Source organism: Runella sp. CRIBMP, assembly GCF_009905605.1.
GTDB lineage: Bacteria > Bacteroidota > Bacteroidia > Cytophagales > Spirosomataceae > Runella.
The window spans coordinates 222353-241952 of record NZ_JAAAKZ010000002.1 but is presented as its reverse complement, the minus strand read 5'-3'; the positions used below and the strand labels follow the sequence as shown (position 1 = coordinate 241952).

16 protein-coding genes are annotated in these 19600 nt (G+C 43.3%); 3 read left to right on the top strand and 13 right to left on the bottom strand.

All coding sequences use genetic code 11. The features are described from left to right. Positions 1-69 precede the first annotated feature (69 nt). Positions 70-930 (bottom strand): alpha/beta fold hydrolase, encoded by an 861-nt coding sequence (locus GVN20_RS06190; RefSeq protein ID WP_166557498.1) that lies wholly within the window; start codon positions 928-930, stop codon positions 70-72. Positions 931-936: 6 nt separating this feature from the next. Next, the gene (locus GVN20_RS06185) at positions 937-1383 is read right to left on the bottom strand and encodes a hypothetical protein (RefSeq protein ID WP_166557497.1); all 447 of its coding nucleotides are present in this window, start codon (positions 1381-1383) and stop codon (positions 937-939) included. A 141-nt stretch (positions 1384-1524) separates the two neighbouring features. Here GVN20_RS06185 and GVN20_RS06180 point away from each other — a divergent pair, with 141 nt between their 5' ends. Continuing rightward, on the top strand, positions 1525-3189 hold the full coding sequence (locus GVN20_RS06180) for a T9SS type A sorting domain-containing protein (protein ID WP_166557496.1): 1665 nt from the start codon (positions 1525-1527) through the stop codon (positions 3187-3189). Positions 3190-3235: 46 nt separating this feature from the next. Here GVN20_RS06180 and GVN20_RS06175 read toward each other — a convergent pair whose 3' ends face one another. Then, positions 3236-3388 (bottom strand): hypothetical protein, encoded by a 153-nt coding sequence (locus GVN20_RS06175; protein ID WP_166557495.1) that lies wholly within the window; start codon positions 3386-3388, stop codon positions 3236-3238. A gap of 357 nt (positions 3389-3745) precedes the next feature. Between GVN20_RS06175 and GVN20_RS06170 the strand changes: the two genes are divergently transcribed. Then, positions 3746-5254 carry a hypothetical protein gene (locus GVN20_RS06170; protein WP_166557494.1) on the top strand — a complete coding sequence of 503 codons (1509 nt, stop codon included), beginning with the start codon at positions 3746-3748 and terminating at the stop codon, positions 5252-5254. 148 nt (positions 5255-5402) lie between these two features. Here GVN20_RS06170 and GVN20_RS06165 read toward each other — a convergent pair whose 3' ends face one another. Together GVN20_RS06165 and GVN20_RS06160 are read right to left on the bottom strand one after the other, a co-directional pair. Then, entirely contained in the window at positions 5403-6737 is a 1335-nt protein-coding gene (locus tag GVN20_RS06165) for an AarF/ABC1/UbiB kinase family protein (protein WP_166557493.1), read from the bottom strand. Positions 6738-6755: 18 nt separating this feature from the next. Then, complete coding sequence (locus GVN20_RS06160) at positions 6756-7391, bottom strand: TetR family transcriptional regulator C-terminal domain-containing protein (RefSeq protein ID WP_114065626.1); 636 nt, start codon at positions 7389-7391, stop codon at positions 6756-6758. Positions 7392-8005: 614 nt separating this feature from the next. On the opposite strand from GVN20_RS06160, the gene GVN20_RS06155 reads away from it, so the two are divergent. Next, complete coding sequence (locus tag GVN20_RS06155) at positions 8006-9592, top strand: Na+/H+ antiporter (RefSeq protein WP_166557492.1); 1587 nt, start codon at positions 8006-8008, stop codon at positions 9590-9592. Here the strand turns inward: GVN20_RS06155 and GVN20_RS06150 are convergent. The 8 genes from GVN20_RS06150 to GVN20_RS06115 all read right to left on the bottom strand — a co-directional run bounded on the left by GVN20_RS06150 (position 9589) and on the right by GVN20_RS06115 (position 19533). After that, the gene (locus tag GVN20_RS06150; RefSeq protein WP_166557491.1) at positions 9589-10428 is read right to left on the bottom strand and encodes a hypothetical protein; all 840 of its coding nucleotides are present in this window, start codon (positions 10426-10428) and stop codon (positions 9589-9591) included. The two genes, GVN20_RS06155 and GVN20_RS06150, sit on opposite strands and share 4 nt — an antisense overlap. Then, entirely contained in the window at positions 10425-11438 is a 1014-nt protein-coding gene (locus GVN20_RS06145; protein WP_166557490.1) for a hypothetical protein, read from the bottom strand. The genes GVN20_RS06150 and GVN20_RS06145 overlap by 4 nt, the downstream gene beginning before the upstream one ends. A 159-nt stretch (positions 11439-11597) precedes the next feature. Next, positions 11598-13364 carry a TIM-barrel domain-containing protein gene (locus GVN20_RS06140; RefSeq protein WP_166557489.1) on the bottom strand — a complete coding sequence of 589 codons (1767 nt, stop codon included), beginning with the start codon at positions 13362-13364 and terminating at the stop codon, positions 11598-11600. An 84-nt stretch (positions 13365-13448) separates the two neighbouring features. Then, a complete protein-coding gene (locus GVN20_RS06135) occupies positions 13449-14618 on the bottom strand; it encodes a CPBP family intramembrane glutamic endopeptidase (protein ID WP_166557488.1) in 1170 nt (389 codons plus the stop codon). A gap of 73 nt (positions 14619-14691) precedes the next feature. Further along, positions 14692-15792 carry a type III polyketide synthase gene (locus GVN20_RS06130; protein ID WP_166557487.1) on the bottom strand — a complete coding sequence of 367 codons (1101 nt, stop codon included), beginning with the start codon at positions 15790-15792 and terminating at the stop codon, positions 14692-14694. 502 nt (positions 15793-16294) lie between these two features. After that, complete coding sequence (locus GVN20_RS06125; protein WP_166557486.1) at positions 16295-17380, bottom strand: mevalonate kinase; 1086 nt, start codon at positions 17378-17380, stop codon at positions 16295-16297. Between the two features lie 63 nt (positions 17381-17443). After that, positions 17444-18664, bottom strand: coding sequence for a sugar MFS transporter (locus GVN20_RS06120; RefSeq protein ID WP_166557485.1), 1221 nt, complete (start codon positions 18662-18664; stop codon positions 17444-17446). A 104-nt stretch (positions 18665-18768) separates the two neighbouring features. Continuing rightward, entirely contained in the window at positions 18769-19533 is a 765-nt protein-coding gene (locus GVN20_RS06115; RefSeq protein ID WP_166557484.1) for an SDR family oxidoreductase, read from the bottom strand. Positions 19534-19600: the final 67 nt, after the last annotated feature.

Genomic DNA, 19600 nt, shown 5'->3' with positions numbered 1-19600 from the left:
TGGCAACCTAAAAAACCTCCTGCCTTTTGTGGTCATTCAACCACAAAACAGGAGGTTTTTCGGTGTATTTTATGCTGGATAAACTTCTTCCAAAAACTGAATAACGGCGTTGGTGAAAGCGTGATTGGAGTCTCCCGCCACCATGTGGCCCGCTCCCGAAACCGTTAGACTTCGAACGTGGGGTACGGCATCCAGAAACTCGGCCATCACGCGGTCGCTTACCACGTCACTCATTCCACCGCGCACAATTAACGTCGGTGCTTTGAGGTTTTGGGCGGCTACAAAGAGACGCTCTTCATAGGCAATCTGCTGGTCGGGCGTAGCATCTTTCCACACTTTGAGCATGGTTGGGTCCCAATGCCAGTAATAGCGTCCGTTGCGAAAACGAAGATTTTTTTCTAAACGAGAATAATTGTCTTTTCTGGAACGTTGCGGAAGATATGAGGCTACGGCATCAGCGGCTTCTTCCAACGATGCAAATCCGCTTTCCAGATGCGAACTCATAAAAGCAAAAATCCGCTCGATTCCTTTTTGTTCGGCTTTGGGGGCAATATCTACTAAAATGATGGCGGAGGTAAGTGATTCTGCCGATTCTCCTTCCAAAACCAATGCCGTGATTCCTCCCATCGAAGCGCCGATGATGGCGGGTTTGCCGCCTACTTGGTGAATAATGGCTTTTAAATCACTGACCAGTGCATCGACCAAATAGGCTCCTTTCGACGACCAACTGCTGTTGCCATGTCCGCGCGCGTCGTAGGTGATGGCGTACCAACCCCGCTCCGCGAGCCGCTGGGCGGTATCGCCCCAAGAGTGGTGCGTTTGGCCACCACCGTGCAACAAAAGAATGGGTGGAGCGCTTGCATCACCCCACCCTTCGGCATGAATAAAAAAATCGGGCTCCGTTTCAAAACGGATAATAGAAGATTGCATAGTTGATTACAGCGCTGGAACAAGCTCCAGATAGACATTAAAAGTTAATCCGTTGTAATTTATTTTATTTAACAAAACCATGCGCGAACGTTCCAGTTTGTTAATCGGAAATTGTCCTTTCAAATCTTTAATGTCAATGTCCAATGTTTTTTCATTGTCCAGAAAATTCCAAGTACCGCCGTTGATAACCGTGCGCGCAACGGGGTCAATGGCGCGAACGGTTTTATCATCGCTGAATTGGATATTGATACCAAAAAGCGCCTTTGATTGTTCTGGTAATGAAGCGGTGTTGATGACATTGCCGTTCAAATCAGTAATTTTGTCTACTTTCCACGGGTTGGTCGTCAGCACCCTGACCGTTGCCTCATTCGTGGGTTCGTCGGTTTTTGAACGGTCGCAGCTAGCCAAAAAGAAAGTAAGAAATAGAGAATAAATGAACGTCAGTTTTTTCATAGCTTGTGTTACGAATTAAATTTGTACTCAAAATTAGTATTTTTATTATTTCATGTCCTAATTTATCAGCCCTAAAGTTAAGCGTTATGAAAAAGGAAATGGTTCTTTAGGGATTGATTATTAACGAATAATGTATTTTTTATGCGACAAAATTGGTGTTGGTTGACAGGGTTGATTGTCTTAGTTTTTAATTCGTCCTTTGCGCAAGAGTGCGTTGCTCCTTTACAATGGACGCCCGTGCAGAGAAATAACGCAATTGAATGGGAAAAATTTCCAGATTTTTCACTTCCTTTTAAGATTATTTATGAAGGGCCGCGTTTTGGCGACACACAATCTTGGCCTTTACGACGCGGATTTAGCCATTTAGCTAGTTTTTCAGGTAATGAAAGTGCCACACTTCCCGTAAACAAAAGGGCCATCACATGGTATCATATTGCCACCGATGCCAATACCCAACCTTGGTCAGAACGCAATCTGGAAAGCCCTTGGGCCAATGATTTGGGACTCTATCGGGATACTTGGAACAATCAATTGCGGAACATGGCGGGAATGTTCGACGATTCTCGGGGCAGTGACCGACCTGCTTATGATATCATAGCCCTTGATATTGAGCGAATTCACGATACCGATCGCGAAATCCTGACCATTAAAAACAATCCACGTGTTCCAGAAAATTATCGTAATCTGAGTGATGCCCAGTTTGTTGAACGCTACAAACGAGATATTCAGCGCCTGTATGCTGCACCTGCTGATTATGTAAGAGAGCGTACGAGTGACTCAACCCAATTTGGGAGTTACAGTGATGTGTTGATTCGGGGGAGTTTCAATAATTGGCTTGGAATGACGCTCACGCCGTGGAGCGACTGGACAACCGACCCCAGTCTAATTTTGCACGTGATGCGAGATACCCTTTCGGGAAAAGTGGGTGGCCCGTTTCATAACAACCTCAACTTTCTGACGCCTTCGTGCTATTATTACTACGATTACAATACATCCCCTTTTGGTAAAGATTATTTGGCCTATATTTTATTTGTTATTGAGGTGAATCGGGCGTGGTCTACCAAGCCTATTATCCCCTTCGTTTGGTTGCGGTACCACGATGCTTTTAACCCTACGATTCCCTTTGTACCCAATTTTGTGGCCGAAGCCACGGCCATATTTCCTTTTTTCTCAGGGGCCAAAGGCTTGTGGTTATGGGAGGGACCCGTAGACCTCGCGCGACAGGATAACTTTGGGACGTACGAATATTTTATTGCGGGCTTGCATCGGCTGTCACAATTTAAAAATTTCTTTGAAGGTGATAATGAGTTGGTTATCCCGCAGCCAGCTGTTGAGTCTGCCAAAAGCAAATCTCCGATTTGGCGCGGTGTCATCAAAGGCAATGAGATTTTAATTGCCGCCCAGAATCCCTATGCTACCTCCGATACCCAGGAGACCGAAGTGAGGATGACGCACCAAAACTGGCAAAAAACCATTACCTTGAAAGGACGAGAGGTTTTTTTGTGCAAGTTTGACTATAATACGATTTCGTCCATTCCTAATGTATCTTCTCTGTTGAATCTCAAAGTGATGCCCAATCCTGCCACCGACAAAATTATGTATAGCTTTGAAAGTATCACGGGCATGTTGGGCCATGCTCGATTGGTGGATATGACTGGGCGTACGTTGGCTCAGGAGGAATTCAACGTGAATGTAGGCCTTCAAAAGCACGAATTTAAAGTCAACCATCTGCCAACGGGATTGTATATTTTACAAGTACAGGCGGGTAAATATACAATGAGTGAACGGGTGGTTGTTGTTAGATAATCCATTAAAAAGGGGCTGCATCTACAGCCCCTTTTTAATGGATTTGTTACACCTTACCACCAAAGGGTTGCCCAGTGCGGACGAGTGCTTCAAAAACTGCTCGTTGACGAATTGCAAAGGCTTCAAACTTTTTAAACAAATTTTTGGGTTGACCGCCTTCAAAATAAGCGATAATATATTCAAAATTGATAGTATTCATGGTCTTAGTTTGTTGATGAATCTAATGCAAAGTTCGGAATAATACAACATATCGCCAAATGTGTAATGAGAATAGTACAAATTATGGTGGACGTAGTCCCAGAAACACCTTAAAGTTGTTGAGTAGATGCAGTAAGTTCTTGAAATAATTACATGCTATATTGTCTCGAAATTTGCCAAAAATAAGGTTTTAAATGGTAATATCATGTTAAAAATCTACTGATTTTTCCCTTTAAAATGGGTAAAATGAGTCATGCTTGGGAATATGTTAGATTAAATTCCGAAAAGTACACAGTAAGAATTCTACCACTACACGTTTGTTTTCCAAAAACATATCCTTCATTTCTACTTACCACGTATGCAAAGTTTAAAATCAGGTCCTTTCGAAATTGGTTATCAAAATGGCTTCTTACGTCAAATCACCCATCAGGGCGTCGAAGTGCTGCGGATGATGTATTTTGCGCTGCGCGACCATAATTGGGGTACATTTGGTCAATTAATAACAAATGAAGTTATTGATATTCAGGAAAATAGCTTTTCTATTTCGTATACTTGTACCAATATAAATGAAGCACAGGTAGCCATTTTTGAGTGGAATGTGCGCATTCATGGAGACAACGACGGAACAATCACCTTCCAAATTCAAGGTGAGACATTGCAGGCAGTTCGGCGAAACAGAGCTGGTTTTTGTATTCTGCACCCTATTCAGGGAACGGCAGAGCAACCCGTCACGATTTTTCACGAAGATAACACTAAAACTGAAACGCACTTTCCGCGCTACATTGCCGCGCAGGACCCTTTCTTGGACATTCGGGCCATGCAATGGCGGGCGGGTAACGGCGGTGAGTATCGTCTTGATTTTGAGGGAGATATATTTCAGACGGAAGACCAACGCAATTGGGGCGATGCGTCTTATAAGACGTTTTGTACACCGTTGTCACGGCCTTTTCCCGTGCAATTGCAACCAGGAGATAAGGTTTGGCAACACGTTACGATGCGCCTGATTTCCATTCCTGCGTATTCTTCATTACAGCGGTCGGAAGAGAAATCATCCCGCAGGAAATTTCAGTTGGGAATTGCTGCTTCGGTCGAAACTGAGCGTTTGTCTGAAAGGGCTGTGGAATTGCTAAAATCGCTAGATTTGGGTCACTACCGCATTGACTTGGCCCTTTCAGACACAAATTGGATTGCGAAATTTTCAAACCATTGTGAAAACGCCGCTTTGCTGAATTTGCCGCTCGAAATTGCGCTTTTTTTAGCCGAGGCTTTTGAGAATCAATTGGCTGATTTTGTGGGTGTTTGTGAGCAGAATAACCTTAAAGTTAAACATCTACTTTTATTCTCGGCCCAACAATTAGTGACGCCACAGGCGTTGATTGACTATGTACCAAACCTAAAGCGGCAATTGCCCAATACGAAAATCGGCGTTGGTACCGACTATAACTTTACAGAGCTTAACCGAAACCGATTTGACGTTGGAGCGGCCGATTTTGTAAGTTTTTCGTTTGACCCACAAGAACACGCCTTTGATGATTTGTCACTATTAGAAAACACCGAAACCGTGCAATACTCGGTAGCAAGTGCCGAAAACCTCTACGGTAAACCAGTGCATTTGTCATTTATTGCGTTGCGCAAACGCTCGAATCCTTACGCGACCAATCCGTCTGATTTTGTGTTACCGATTGAAAAACAAATAGATAATCGCCAAAAAAACAATTTCGCAAAGGAGTGGACCGCAAAAGTGTTAGCGCATTTATCCCAAACCAACGTTGTATCGGTCACGATGTTTCGAACAGTAGGTGAATTGGGAATTATGAATGAAAAAGCAGAGGCGTATCCTGTTTTTGAGGCGTTGTTGAAGCCCTAAAAAAATACTGACCCCACGTTGATATTTGTAGGAAAAGTCTTCACTACAAACCTCTGGCGTGGGGTCAATTTTTATGAAATAAAGCAATCCTATATAAAATGCAAAACGCTGTTGGTTGATTACTTTACATTTTAATATTTTTCTGTTCCTAAGAGATTTGAACTTCGTGTTTTTTGCTTCGCAACCATTCTGGGCGATTGGTCCGAACGCGGGCGCCTAGTTCGTTGAGCATCGAATACAGCCCAAAATATGTACGGTTGATGTACAAACCGTCTTTTGAGCCCCGTGCAACCTTTGAATTACGGATTTCTTCGACTTTGGCCAATTCATCGGCAAAAGCATATACCGTATCAAAATAGGAATGATCACCAAAATCAAATTCTTCGGAGGCGAAGGGCTGTCCTAGCAACCGAATCATCTGTTTGAATAAATCGGTGAATAGCGCTTTTTCGCGCGGGCCGTCTTCTTTTACCAAAAATTCTAGATTATAAAAAATCTTTTCGATGAGCGCGTCATCATCAACCGTGTCGGGATTGATGAGCGTAAAATAATTATCGTAGAAATAGTCAGGAATAACCTTGACGCAGCCAAAATCAATCACGCCCATCGTACCGTCGGGCCGCATCAGGAAGTTTCCAGGGTGGGGGTCGGCGTGTACCTGTCGCAGTTGGTGTACTTGATGGTCATAAAAATCCCACAATAATTGCCCGATTCCGTCACGTGCTTCCTGCGTTGGATTAGTTTGTAAGAAATCCTTCAAGTGAAGACCTTCGAGCCAATCCATGGTCAAAATGCGCTTTGAGGACAATTGAGGATAATATTTAGGAAAAATAAGCCCTTCAATGTGACTACATGCTTCCGAAATTTCGACCGAGCGACGCAGTTCTAGCTCATAGTCTGTTTCTTCCAATAGCTTGGTTTCTACTTCTTCTGTGTAGCGTTCTACGTCTTTTTCGTTTAATCCAAACAAGGTGACTGCCAGTGGTTTAACCATTTTTAGGTCAGAGCTGATGCTTTCAGCTACGCCTGGATATTGGATTTTGACGGCCAATCGCTTACCGTCTTTTTGCGCCTCGTGTACTTGGCCGATAGAAGCGGCATTGATGGCGTTGATGTCAAAGCTGTCGTATAGTTCATGCGGCGCTTTTCCAAAATAACCGCGAAATGTTTTGACCACCAACGGGCCCGAAAGCGGCGGCGCGGAGTATTGCGACATCTGAAACTTATCAACATATTGACGTGGCAACACGCTGCGGTCCATGCTCAACATTTGGGCTACTTTGAGGGCGGAGCCTTTCAGTTCACTCAACGATTCATAGACATCCGTGGCGTTGTCCTGATGTAGTTCGTCGCGCGTCATGGAGGGGTCCATTATTTTTTTGACGTTGTATTTCAGGTAGTTGCCGCCAATTTTGGCGCCAGTTTTCAAAAATTGGGTGGCCCGTGCTACTTTGGAGGTGGGGATACTGTTTTGTTGTTTCATATTACAGAATACGAATACTTATCTATTTTGATAGACAAATTTGGCTAAGTCAACGACCGTATCAACGAGGGAGCGTCCCATGAGGTCAAAGGCGGTGTTAACGGTTTTTTCGATGGCGGTGTCGGTCAATTCAAAATTGCGGCTTGTATCTTTTACCCAAAAGTCCAAAAGATATAAAGTATTGAGCCAAACGGCTTCGGGATAACGGTTTGATACGTAGGGGCGGGCCACAATCTCGCGACTTTCGCGGCCTTCATACATCAAATCGTGGGCGTAAGTGATAAAAGCTTCCTTAAAAGGACGTAATTCTGGCGGGTTTTTGGCGGCGATGGGCTGGGGAAGTTTGCGATAACTGTACGTCACAAAACTACGGTTGGATTTTAGCACTTCCACCCATGTATAATAAAAGGCCAATAGTTTTTCGCGTACCGAATAGCCCTGATACGTAGGGTCATTTTCGGCGTTGGTGCGGGCTTGTTGAAAGAAAGAAACCCACAAATCCATGTCGATGGACTCAAACGAAGTATAAAATTCATATAACTCCCCCTCAGTCATTTTGAGTTTTTTGGCAAATGCGTAAAAGGAGGCGGGAGGTTGACCGTGGTCAAGCACGTATTCAACGTATGTTTTTCGGATTTTTTCGGCTTTTTCCATGAAAAATGAAGTCTGTTGTCGTGGAGAAGGATTAATCATACTGTTTTGTTGAATGATTAATCTATCTAATTTAAACAACGAACTGTGCCTAAAAAAGGTTTGTAAAAAACTGGATTTTCGTCCTTTATTGCTAGGCAAACTGAAATCAACTTTTGGATTTTTAGCCTAAAAAAATGAGCCATAAAAAAAACCGCCCAGAAGGAGCGGGGTTTGGGTTTAAAGTGGAATGTTTTTTTAGCTGCATTGTCCCAATACATACCAAAGTACGATGAAAATGAGGACGGTACTGAAACAACCGCCGCCTAATTTTTTTGCGCCATACCCGGCCAGTAACCCCCTGAAGATATTATTCATTTTGCGTATAGATTGATAGTGAAAGATAACCAAAGATTTGTAAAAAAGCAATCCATTCATACTTTCGACGTCATTGGGGAATAAAGTACGCAAAGTGGGGATTATTGAATGGCCATATTGCGCGGCATTACCCAGTTTGTTATCTTTAGAAATATGTGCCTTTAAAAACATTGGCTTTGTCCATTTTTTGGCTATGTTAGAACTTTTGTTGATTTATTGTTGCAGGAACACCCACTGATTATTACCCATTTATAGCTTTTATGATTCAGGAAAATCTATTATTGATTGTTGCGCTTCTTTTTGCGGTTTCGATGCTCTCGATGTTGAGCGAGAAACTTAAAATATCGTACCCCATTTTCTTAGTTATTATGGGTTTGCTGATTGGCATTATTCCTGGGATACCTCATGTAAGCCTCCATCCCGATATTGTTTTTCTGCTTTTTTTGCCGCCTATTTTATACGCGGCAGCTTGGAATACTTCATGGCGGGATTTTTGGGCGGCACGTAGGTCCATCAGTATGTTGGCCTTTGGATTGGTATTTTTTACGTCGACGGCCGTTGCGTTGATAGCACACTGGCTTATTCCTGACTTCCCGTTGGCTTTGGGCTTTTTATTAGGCGGTATTATTTCGCCGCCCGATGCCGTGGCGGCCACGTCGGTTTTGCAGGGCATCAAGGTGCCCAAGCGGGTAGTAACGATTTTGGAAGGCGAGAGTCTGATCAATGATGCCTCGTCGCTCATTGTTTTCCGTTTTGCCCTCGCCGCTGCACTAACGGGGCAATTTACGTTTGCCAAAGCCACCACTGATTTTTTTATGGTGGCTGGGTTGGGCATTGCCATTGGCCTCGGTATCGCTAACGTACTGTATCTTGTCCATAAATATTTGCCTACAACGCCGAGTATCGACACCTCTCTCACTATTATTTCTCCTTATTTGATGTACATCGCCGCCGAACATTATCATTTTTCGGGGGTAATGGCGGTGGTGAGCGGTGGGTTATTTCTGAGCTTTCGTTCCCACGAAATTTTTACTTATAATAGTCGCATTCAAGCTTACTCCGTTTGGGAAGCGCTGATTTTTATGCTCAACGGGCTGGTATTCATCCTGATTGGCCTGCAACTTCCCCAAATCATCACTGGTCTGGAGCAGTATACCATCATTGAGCTGATTTTCTATGCCTTGATTATCAGTGTTGTAACCGTTATCGTGCGGATAGTTTGGGTGTTTTCTGGAGCTTATCTTTCTTGTCGTTTGTCTAAAAAAGAGAAAAGGATGAAGTGGGAAAACGAATTTCTGATTGCTTGGAGTGGGATGCGAGGAGTGGTTTCTCTGGCGTCGGCGCTTGCGGTGCCGTTGACATTGACCAATGGATTAGCGTTTCCCCACCGTGACTTGCTCCTGTTTATCACCTTTGTGGTTATTTTGTTTACGTTGGTGTTTCAGGGGTTAAGTCTCACTTCCATTATTAAATGGCTGGATATCAAGGAGGAAGAAGGCGATGATAAAGAGCAAGAAATCGTGATACGTTTGCGTTTGGCCGAAGCCGCGTTAAACCATCTTCAAACCAACTACCCCGACGAGCTCAATTCCATTGACGCCTACACCCGCATCAAAGACCGCTACGAACGCATGGTCGATATTGCCAACCGCAAGCTGTTGAAGGAAGAAAAAGAAGTAGCAACTCCGCACTTTTTGCCCAAATACCGTCGGATGTTACTGGAGCTGGTCGCCATTCGCAGAAGCGAACTCTATAAACTACGCAACGAAAAGCAATACTCTGATGAGTTGCTCAGGAACAAAGAATACGAACTAGATTTGGAAGAAGCGCGGTTGAATGAGAACTAGTATCTTTGTTTAACCTGTTTTGGGTCAATTTTTACCTTTTCCAACTCAATCTTTTTGCGGATTGTTTCTGAAGAATCATTTACGGCAGTATTTTTTATTTTTAACCATAATTTAGCTCGTTGCTCCGAATTACCAACATTACCAAAATTAAATACCTTTTCTGCCTCCACTTCGGTATAAAGCGAACCCTGCGTTTCAATCTCTTTGATATAAGCTATTTTGGTGATGTCCAGAGCTTCTCGTCTAAATGCCAGCTCTTCTTTGAAATCAATTTCTAATAAGACTTTTTTGGGTTCTTTTTTTGAACTTACTTTAGGTTCTAGCGCAATATGAAAAGTATTGTTGCCGTCTGAAGTGCTTCGGTAAATATAGCCTTGTAATGTTTTGCCTTTGGCAAACGTAAGCTCATGGTTCCGATTTGCCCAATCAAGTGCATTGGTATTACGGGTGAGTGCCTTTGGATCTTTGAAAAGTGGATAAGTATGATAAATAACGCCTCCGTTTTCGAAGAAATAAAGTTCCGTTTGTTGAACTGGTTCGGGGTTACCACCTTCGTCCTGTACGCTATTTCGTTCAAATGTTGTATTCCCTCGAAATGAAAAATCTTCATTCGATAGTCTAATATTACTTTCATAAAATGTTACTTGGTAATAATGACCCGCCGAATTTGAGTCACAGGTTTTAATACCAACAGAGCGACGTATTGCATCAGAGTTTAAAAGTTTTGATGCAGTAATTTCTCTAAAAGCTTTAGGAGCGCCTTGACGGAGTATCGAACAAGCCCCTAAAATAAAGCAGGTTCCCCAAAGGGTTGACAAGTAGATGAAATGTTTCATTTTTGTAAATCCCAATAGTTTGCTTTATAATAAAAATTTAGTCCATAAGAAGAATGATGGAACGTCTTATGAAAAGATTGGCCGCGACTTTTATGGATTAAGTTTTGAATATCTAATTTGTCATGGTCCAAAAGGGTGAATGATGGCATAAAACCTGGTATCGTTGCCAACTCTACGCCTCCATAAATTCTTCCTTTATTGAAAAAAGCCTGCTTGGGGTCTGCATAAGGGACAAAACCCAATCCCAAATTATTGGCAACTTCAAAGGCATCGGCATGGTAGCCTGTAAAACGGTCAAACCCTAAAAAAAACCTTCTGATTGGGTTTTTACTTTCTGGTTTATTATCAAAGCTGTTTTTTAAATGGATACTTAAAAAACCCCCTCCAGTCCAATAGCGATCTTTTCCGTCGCCTAATCCTAGCCAATGGAAGGGTACGCCATCATTAAAATAATGAAGATCCCAATGCGTACCACCTACCGAAACACTGCCTACTCTTTGATTGAACCGATGTTTTACTCCATACGCATTGCTTAAAGTAGGTTTATTAAAACGAAAAATATACGTTGTGGCTAAATTGAAGTATGTATTAAATGGGTTGGTTAGAGGGGTGGGCGTTAATATACCCATACTGTACAGGGGGCGAGGATACAATAAACTGTCTCTTACACTGCCCGCAACGGCACCAAAACTAAACAGGGATTCAAAGTTTAATTTGTGGCGTTCAGCAACACTGATAGAACTTCCCATACCGCCCTGAAAAATGGCAATGGTATATTGGGAGTAAGGCATTAGGTTCTTGCCTATTTTTGCGCCAATCCCTGCGCCGATGCCAAGCCTGAAATTGGAAAGATAGCCATATTTGTAAACGATTTCCCAGCGGAGGTCGAAACTTACCCCGTAATTGAATTTTACATTATTGGAAGGTTCTATTATACTTTGAGCACACAAAGGAGAACTTACCCGAACAAAAACCCATAAAGCAATGATTGTTATCAATATCTTCTTCATAATAAATTGCTATTGGCAGTGAATGTATTTTAGTAGCCATGATGAAGGAAGCGATACTGATAACAAGTTAATTAAAGGAATGTGATTTGCACCGCAAACCTTTCTTTTTTTGCTGAAAAAATTATCAAGCGGTAAAATGCTGAAAATAAGCTTGTTTGCCTAGAATGTGATTGTGTAAATTCCTCTTTTTGGGCCAGTTGATTTTAAGGTCAACTTCTGCTTTTTGGTATCATATTGAAAGGCCATTGTTTGTCCGCCAAGCAGTACTTTTTTAGGGGCGGCAGAAGCGTTGATGGTTAGAATATGAGGTTTATTCTTGCCTTTAAACTGCAATGTAAGCCTATTGGCTTGTTGGTCAACCATCAGCGTTGTAGGCTTCTGGTCTCTGGTATCGTAAACCGTAAATTCGCTTTTCCCTTTGGGATAAATGAGCCATGTGAGGTAATTGGCCGAGGTGGAATCTCCCATGTTGGTATAGGCGCGTTGAATGTGGAGGGGGACAATGGCCCCTTCTTTTACATATACAGGAAATTCTTCAAGAGAAAACTTTTTTGTAAAGGTTTTTGGTCCTGTTATAACCTCTTTGTCGTCAAACCAATACCGCCATTGTCCTTCTGGCAAATGGATTTCATTTTCTAATTCATCTTTGTAAATCGGTGCAACAAACAGATTGTCGCCGAATAGGTAGTGATATTTTCCCTCAATTGGTCGCTGAAGTCGAGTGCCGCCCCGATGCGCCGAGACTACGTAGCTGTACATGTAGGGTATCAATTCAGTATGCAGCCATGAAAAACGACGAATGATTTCGAGTTCTTGGGGGCTTCTTTTCCAAAGCGCTCGTTCACCATGCCCACCATTGAGAAACAACCCACAAAAGGTGGAAAATTGCGCCCATCGAATGTACAAACGGGGGGGGATAGAATCTCCCGAAAAGCCCGCCACGTCGGACCCAATAACACTGTAGCCTAATTTGGCACTTTTTAAAATACTTTCAATTGCCGATTCAAAACCTTGTACTCCTTCCAACGCAATGTCTTTTTGAGCTTCGCCCTGGGCGGGTGTTTGACTTTTACTTTGCCAATAATGTTTTTGGTCGCCTACCCAATTGACGGGCGAAGCATCAATGGGGGCAAATCCTTCGGGATGAAAACCCCGATCCATGGCACGGGCCAAGGTCACAAATTCAGGGTTGGTTCGTAGGCCGTTGGCGTATTCTTCGCGGTAGTACAAATCCATGTACTGGCGCGTAGTCAGCCAACCAGAATGGGCTTTTTGGTATAGAAAAGGAATGGGGCCGAGTTGTTTCCGAAAGAGGGTAGCGGTGCCGTCCAATTTCCAACCGTCGATACCGTATTTTAGGACTTTTTGTTGCATGTTTTGCCACCATAGTTTAGCCTCAGGGTGGGTGTAATCAATAAACCCGCCTTTGCCTTTCCACCATTTGATTTCATTGCCATTTTCCACCAAGTAGCCCTTCTCTTTAGCCAGTCGGTAAAATTCGCCTGATTCTTGATTTTTAGTGTCTTTGCTGTAACTGTCGACCATTGAGGTCATCCATAACACCACTCGATAGCCTTGGTCTTGCAAGCCCATGAACCATTTTTCATGATTTGGATAACGGCTTGTGTCGGTTTCAAAATCATTGTATCGGAGGCTCCAAGGGCTATCAATCAACAAGGTACGGACTGGAATATCGTATTTGCGGTAGCCCGCAAGTAGCGAATCAGCGTAGGCGGCCGTGTTTTGGTCATCCTCCCACAACCAACATTCCAACGCCCATGCGGGTGTCAGAGGTGAATTGCTGTGCCTTTGTGCATTGAAAGGTATTCCCCAAAAAGGGAGAATAAAATAGAAATATCCAAATACCGCTAAAAAGACCAACGTATAGACCGAAATTTTGGCAACTTTTTTTAGTGTTCGTCTCATTATTTATTAGTTGTCATGCAAAGGCGCAAATAGACTAGCAACACCGCGTCTTCGCCCCTTTGCTTCCTGCATGAATTATAATATTTAAATATGAAAAAGGAATTCTGAAGAATTGACCAGAGCATGTACCAACGCCGCATAAAAGACGCTGTTGGTTTTCATGTAGGTATACCCGTAAGCCCAACCGGCGATGCTGGCCAAGCCCACGAAAAGCAGAGATCCCGAATGAAAATGAACTAAGCCAAAAAAGATACTCGTAATGGCCAATGCAGTATAAAAGCCTTGAATACCAGTTTGTTGCTTCTCAATAAAATACGCTGGTATAAAAACTAACACCGTTATAAGTACGGGAAACCAAGCCATTTTGAGTTGAACAAAATAGCCCGTTACCAACGACAATACAATAAAAATGGCAAATCCCCACATCCAGTAAACGGGCCATTTTCCACTTTGAGTTATCTTTTTCGAAAGGATATTTTGAAGTAAACCACGCAGAAACAATTCTTCAAACAACGCCGTACCCACAAAAATACGCACGAAATCTTTGACCCATTCGTAAGCAAATTCTGTGGAGAGAATGTTGTGCCCATCGAGATTTAGGAAATTTCCAAAATATCCCAAGAGCGCGACCAACCCCACAAAAGCCAACCATACCCAAAGTGCCGTAAAGAGAGATTGCCAACGGAAGCTCGGATAAAAGCCCACATCGGGGAGGTTTCGGATGTAATTGAAACTATACACGGTCGAAATCATAATCACTAAACGCATGGCATTGCTGAACCCCGAGCCATTGAAAGGCAACGATGTCCCCACCCCAAAGGACATACTTGTGGCGGGGATAACAATCAACAATACAAATACAATGTCGGACCATGTAACGGGCAGGGCTGTTTTTTGGAAAGCTAAAAACCCCAGCGCTGGAAACAATAAATAGAAAATGAACAAACCCGCCGAACCTTTAAAAGGAGTATGCCCATGAACCATTAAATAAGTGTAGAGCACCCCGATTAAAATTAGCGGAAAAATAACCGCCTTTTCTGGATTGCCTTTGAGCGATTCTTTCCAGTGCGCTACAACATTCGGCTCGCCTACGGTAAAAAGGAGAAAATAAATGACCAAAAAATAGGGACTCGACAGCATTAGTTCCCTCACAGGAAGTTGCCAATTGGTCAATAAATAAAGTCCGAAAAGCAGCAAAGTTAAGGCAGCACTGCGCAAGAGGGCTTTGGAGTAGGAAGTAGAGGTTTCTTTCATGAATTGATTTTCAGATAGTACTAGTACTACTGGAAAATCAATTGGGCTATTGGTTGAGTAAAATTTCTCACCTTTAGCTGATTGCTATTTTGAAGATACCCGTTTCGAGCGTTAGCCCTGGCCCAAAAGCACAGCTGAAAATGTGTTTGTCTTTATCTTTTGGGGTGCGTTCTTGAAGCAATTTTTGCAAAACGAATAAAACCGTACACGACGACATATTGCCGTAATCGCTCAACACCTCGTATGCATAGCGATTGTCTTCTGGGGTGAGGCCGAGCTGGTTTTCGGCGGCTTCCAGGATGGCCCGCCCCCCTGGATGAATAGCGTAAAAATCAAAGGCGGGTAATGTGGTATTTTGTTGCAGGTGACTCATAAGTTCCCCAAGTCCTCCTTTGACCAAACGCGGTATGTACGAACTCAGCACCATTTCAAACCCAAAATCACCAACGTGCCAAGCCATGTCGTTGCGGCCTTCAAATAGTAAATCACAATGGAAAGACTGCATCTCAAGCGACAGCCGTTTAGGCTGCCCTTCAATGATAACCGCGGCGGCCCCGTCGGCAAATAGGGCATTGGAAAGCAGGTAGTTATCGTCGGTTTTTTTCTGAAAATGCAGCGTACACAATTCAATACAGACCAATAAAACTTTGGCTTGCGGGTCGGCCTGTACAATGGTGTTGGCCATTTTGAGCCCGTTAAATGCACCGTAGCAACCCATGAAATTGATGGATGTTCGTTGGACTTGCCGAGATAATCCCAACGCTTCAACCAATTCGATGTCTAATCCCGGAGCGTATAACCCTGTGCAACTGACGGTAATGAGATGTGTAAAATTAGGGATTTTTGAAACGTCGTTGTTGTGAGTTAAAGCGGCTTTTACGGCATTTAGCGCCAGAGGAAGGGCGTGTTGTCGATAGGCCAACATTCGTTGAGATACACTCGGAAATGGCTCTAAATCAACGGTATTGGCGTAAAAGTCAAAGTTCTCTGTTTTGCCATAGTCGTTCAATACGGAATAGCGTTTCCTGATTTTAGTGCTTCGATACAGTACCCGGAGTTTACGTGCCTCATTTGCATTTAACTGCGAAGCCCGAACCATAAAGTCGGCAATAGAAGATTGTTCGATGCAGTTTTCAGGGACAGCTGTTCCGATTGATGTGATGTATGATGGCATTCGTAAAAGTGATAATTGTACAAATAAAAAGCAATAATTCCGTTCCAAAAGTCAGCTGACCGACCGTTAGATAACTTTTCAGTAGAACACGTAGTTTTACGCTAAAGAATGTAAAAAAAAGGTAGCTCCTTTGCAGTGCAAAACCCCAAAAAAACCATTCCACAGGTTATGAAAACTCAGAAAATCTACCGCATGCCCTCTAATGAGAGGAGAACTCCATTATTTCGGGACCAGAGTCTTTGGTTAGCCGCTTTAACGCTACTTGTCATGGTGTACATCGTATTTTACTTTATTTATCCAATGTTCAGCAAAGGACTTTTGTTCTAACTTACTAACAGCCGTGAAACTATTCTTAAGAGAGCAGGTGTAAGCCTGCTCTTTTTTATGATTGAATTTTTATTTGTAAATAAAAGAAGGTGTTAGAATCGTTTCGAAAACATAATAAACGACTCAAACACCCCAAAAGATTTTTGTAACCTATCAATAAAACCACCGAACGGCTTTATTGTTCTAATTTCGTTCCTTCATCAACCGTAATAATGTACGGGATTCCTCCTTCCCGTCGTATGGCATCGGCTACTTCTTCGGCACAATTGGGAGCGTACATAAACATGCAGCCACCACCACCAGAGCCGTTTATTTTTCCTCCCAAGGCACCAGCTTTTATGGAGGCTTCTACCATGCGATTTATTTTTTCGGTAGAGGTGCGTTTGTGGTCACGGAGGTTTTGGAAATGACGGTAAAGTAATTGACCAAAAACTACATCAATATCGTTGGTTTCTTGGGTAGAAGTGGCCGATTTTTGGAGTAATTTTTTTCCTTCAACCAACAGGTCACGGTCTTCCAAGTTGGCTTTCAACAGCCCAAGTTCATCCATTGACAGCAAAGAAGCGTAGTCGGTAGCCTGAGCGAAAGGCGTATGGAAAATCGAAAAAGACGGGTCGTATTCCGTTACTTTTTTGATGATTGCTTCCATCCCAAATCGACAGCGGGCCAAAATGCCGAGGGTATCTTTGGGTTGCTGTGAGTCTCCCAAAACGAAGGTGCCCAACGTAGGGTTCAATGCTTCTACGTAAATTTTTGGCGTAGATTCGAGGTAAATCACATGACCTATGGCCGTTGAATAATGGTCCATCATGCCGCCGGGTTCCCCAAATTCCAAGACTTCGGCTTCGTTGGCGATTTCTCCAAGTTCTTTGGAGGAAATAACGGCGGGATTGTCGGCGTTTCGACTTAAGAAATTGGCCCATGAAACGATGAGCGCCGACGAACTCGATGTACCCGAATTGATGGGGATATTGCCGTGAACTTCACATTCTAGCCCTCGACTGAACACAAATCCGCGTCGACGCAATACATTGAATGTACTTCGAAAATAATCCCGGTCTTTGACGTATGTGGATGCGTTGGAGAGCGTAAAAATTTCTTGCCCATTGATGTCTGGCAAGTGAATAATGATTTGCTCATCTGCACGATGACTCCCTTCGATGCTGATTCGGCGCGAAATAGCGGCGGCTACCGTTGGCAATCCTAAATAATCTTGATGTTCGCCAAACAAACATATTCGGCCGGGTGTACTGATTTTCATATCTAAAAAAATTCCCTCTCCTTTTGGGAAAGAGAGGGCGGCAAAAGGCCTGTTTAAATGAAATTACCAACTGCGTTTTTTGTAGCCAATAAAAGCATAATAGAGGATAAATAAATAAAGAGGCATCATTATCCAATAGGCTTGTTGGGTGCTGTGGATGGAATCGGCTATGTTACCATAAATCAATGGTAAAACGGCGCCTCCTGAAATCCCCATAATAAGCAAAGCCGAGCCAATTTTGGTGAATTTGCCTAGCCCGTCCAAAGCCAAAGGCCACATCGCAGGCCACACAAGGGCGTTGGCGAAGCCTAAAAAAGCAATAAACAAAACGGAGGTAAAACCACCAGTGGTAACGGCAATGACCGTGCCCACAATACCAAGAATGGCAGAAACACGCAAACATGTAACTTGAGAAACATATTTAGGAATAAGGACGATACCTAAGCCGTAGGCGGCGAGCATTGACCATAGAGTGTAGGTGCCAAAGGTACTGGCTTCACTTTCGGGAAAACCTAAAGAGACGCCATAACTGATAATTGTATCTCCTGCAATCACCTCAACTCCTACGTAACAAAACAACGCAATGACGCCCAATACTAAGTTTGGAAAAGAAAAAACGCTGTTACGGGTCACTTTGACCGCGTTTCCAGGCACTTCTTCTTGTTCTTCGCTTACCTCAGGTAGCCCTTTTGAGAACCAAATTACGCCCGCTAATACGACCAAGATTGCCGTTAAAATCAAATAAGGTGTTTCTACTTTTTGAAGTTCTTCTTGGGGCGTAGTGGCGGCACCACCTGCCAATAAAAGCCCACCGAAGAGGCGTTGGCTGAATATCCCCGCTAATTTGTTGGCAATTCCTAAAAAGCTAATCCGTTGGGCGGCGCTTTCGCGGGGGCCAAGGATGGTTGCGTAGGGATTGGAAGCCGTTTGCAGCAGGGTTAAACCAATACCAATGGTAAAAAGACCGACCAAAAACAAAGGATACGAAGCGATTTGTGCGGCAGGGATAAAAATCAGCGTTCCAACGGCCATAATTCCCAGTCCAAGTGACATTCCTCGCTTAAAACCTGTACGTTTTAGCACTTCTGAGGAAGGAATGGCCATGACCGTATATGAGATAAAAAAGGCAAACGTAACGAGGTATGAGCTGGTGTTGTCTAGGTTAAAGGCTTTCTTGAAAAAAGTAATGAGCGTGCCGTTTACCCACGTGACAAATCCGAATACGAAAAATAATAAACCAATGATAATCAATGGTCCAACGTAGCTTTGTTTAGGTTTTGACATGGTTAGTGTTAGGAGTTAGTAGGTCATTTAGAAGCCGAAAAAATGAATTTTTTTTCGCACTTGAAAGTTTTGGGGCGTATTTTTTAAATTTTTTTAAAATTAGCTTAAAATCCATAAACGGCAAAACCGCCATCGACGGTTACAATGTTACCTGTAATGTAGCTGGCAGCGGGCAAACAAAGAAAGGCGATGGCCGACGCGACCTCTTCTGGCTGCCCGACGCGTTTCATGGGCGTACGCGATAGGATGTAATCGAGGCTTTCTTTGTTGGAAAGAACTGACTCGGTCAAAGGAGTCTCGATGTACCACGGCGCTACGGCGTTGACACGAATACCGTCGGCGGCCCATTCACAGGCCAAATTGCGGGTCAATTGATTGAGAGCGGCCTTGGTCATGCCGTAAATAGAGCCGCTTTTAAGGGATGTTAATCCCGCTACCGAGGTAACGTTGACAATGCATCCCTGGGCATTTTTTAACAACGGATACAATGCCTGCGACAATGAAAATGCCGAGGTTAAGTTGGTGGATATGATTAAATTAAATTCTTCAGCTGTGTAACTTGTGGTAGGTTTTCGGATGTTAGTCCCTACATTATTGACCAAAATGTCTAATTTCCCCCAACGTAGGCTAATGTGTTTGACGAGTTCAGGAATGGTCTCATGGTTGCTCAAATCGGCCACAAAACCCGTTGCTTTCAAACCCTGAGCTTCATAATTGGCAAGTTGACGCTCAATCTCACCTTCATTGCGGGCAACGATGATTACTTCGGCACCCAGTTGAAGTAATGTTTGGGTTGTGGCCTGTCCAATTCCTTTGGTTCCCCCCGTCACCAGCGCAACTTTACCCGCTAAATCCCACTTTGGAAGCATATTTTTGATAATTAAAACTATACAATAAAAGAATACGTTAATATAAGCACAAAACAAGCATAACCTA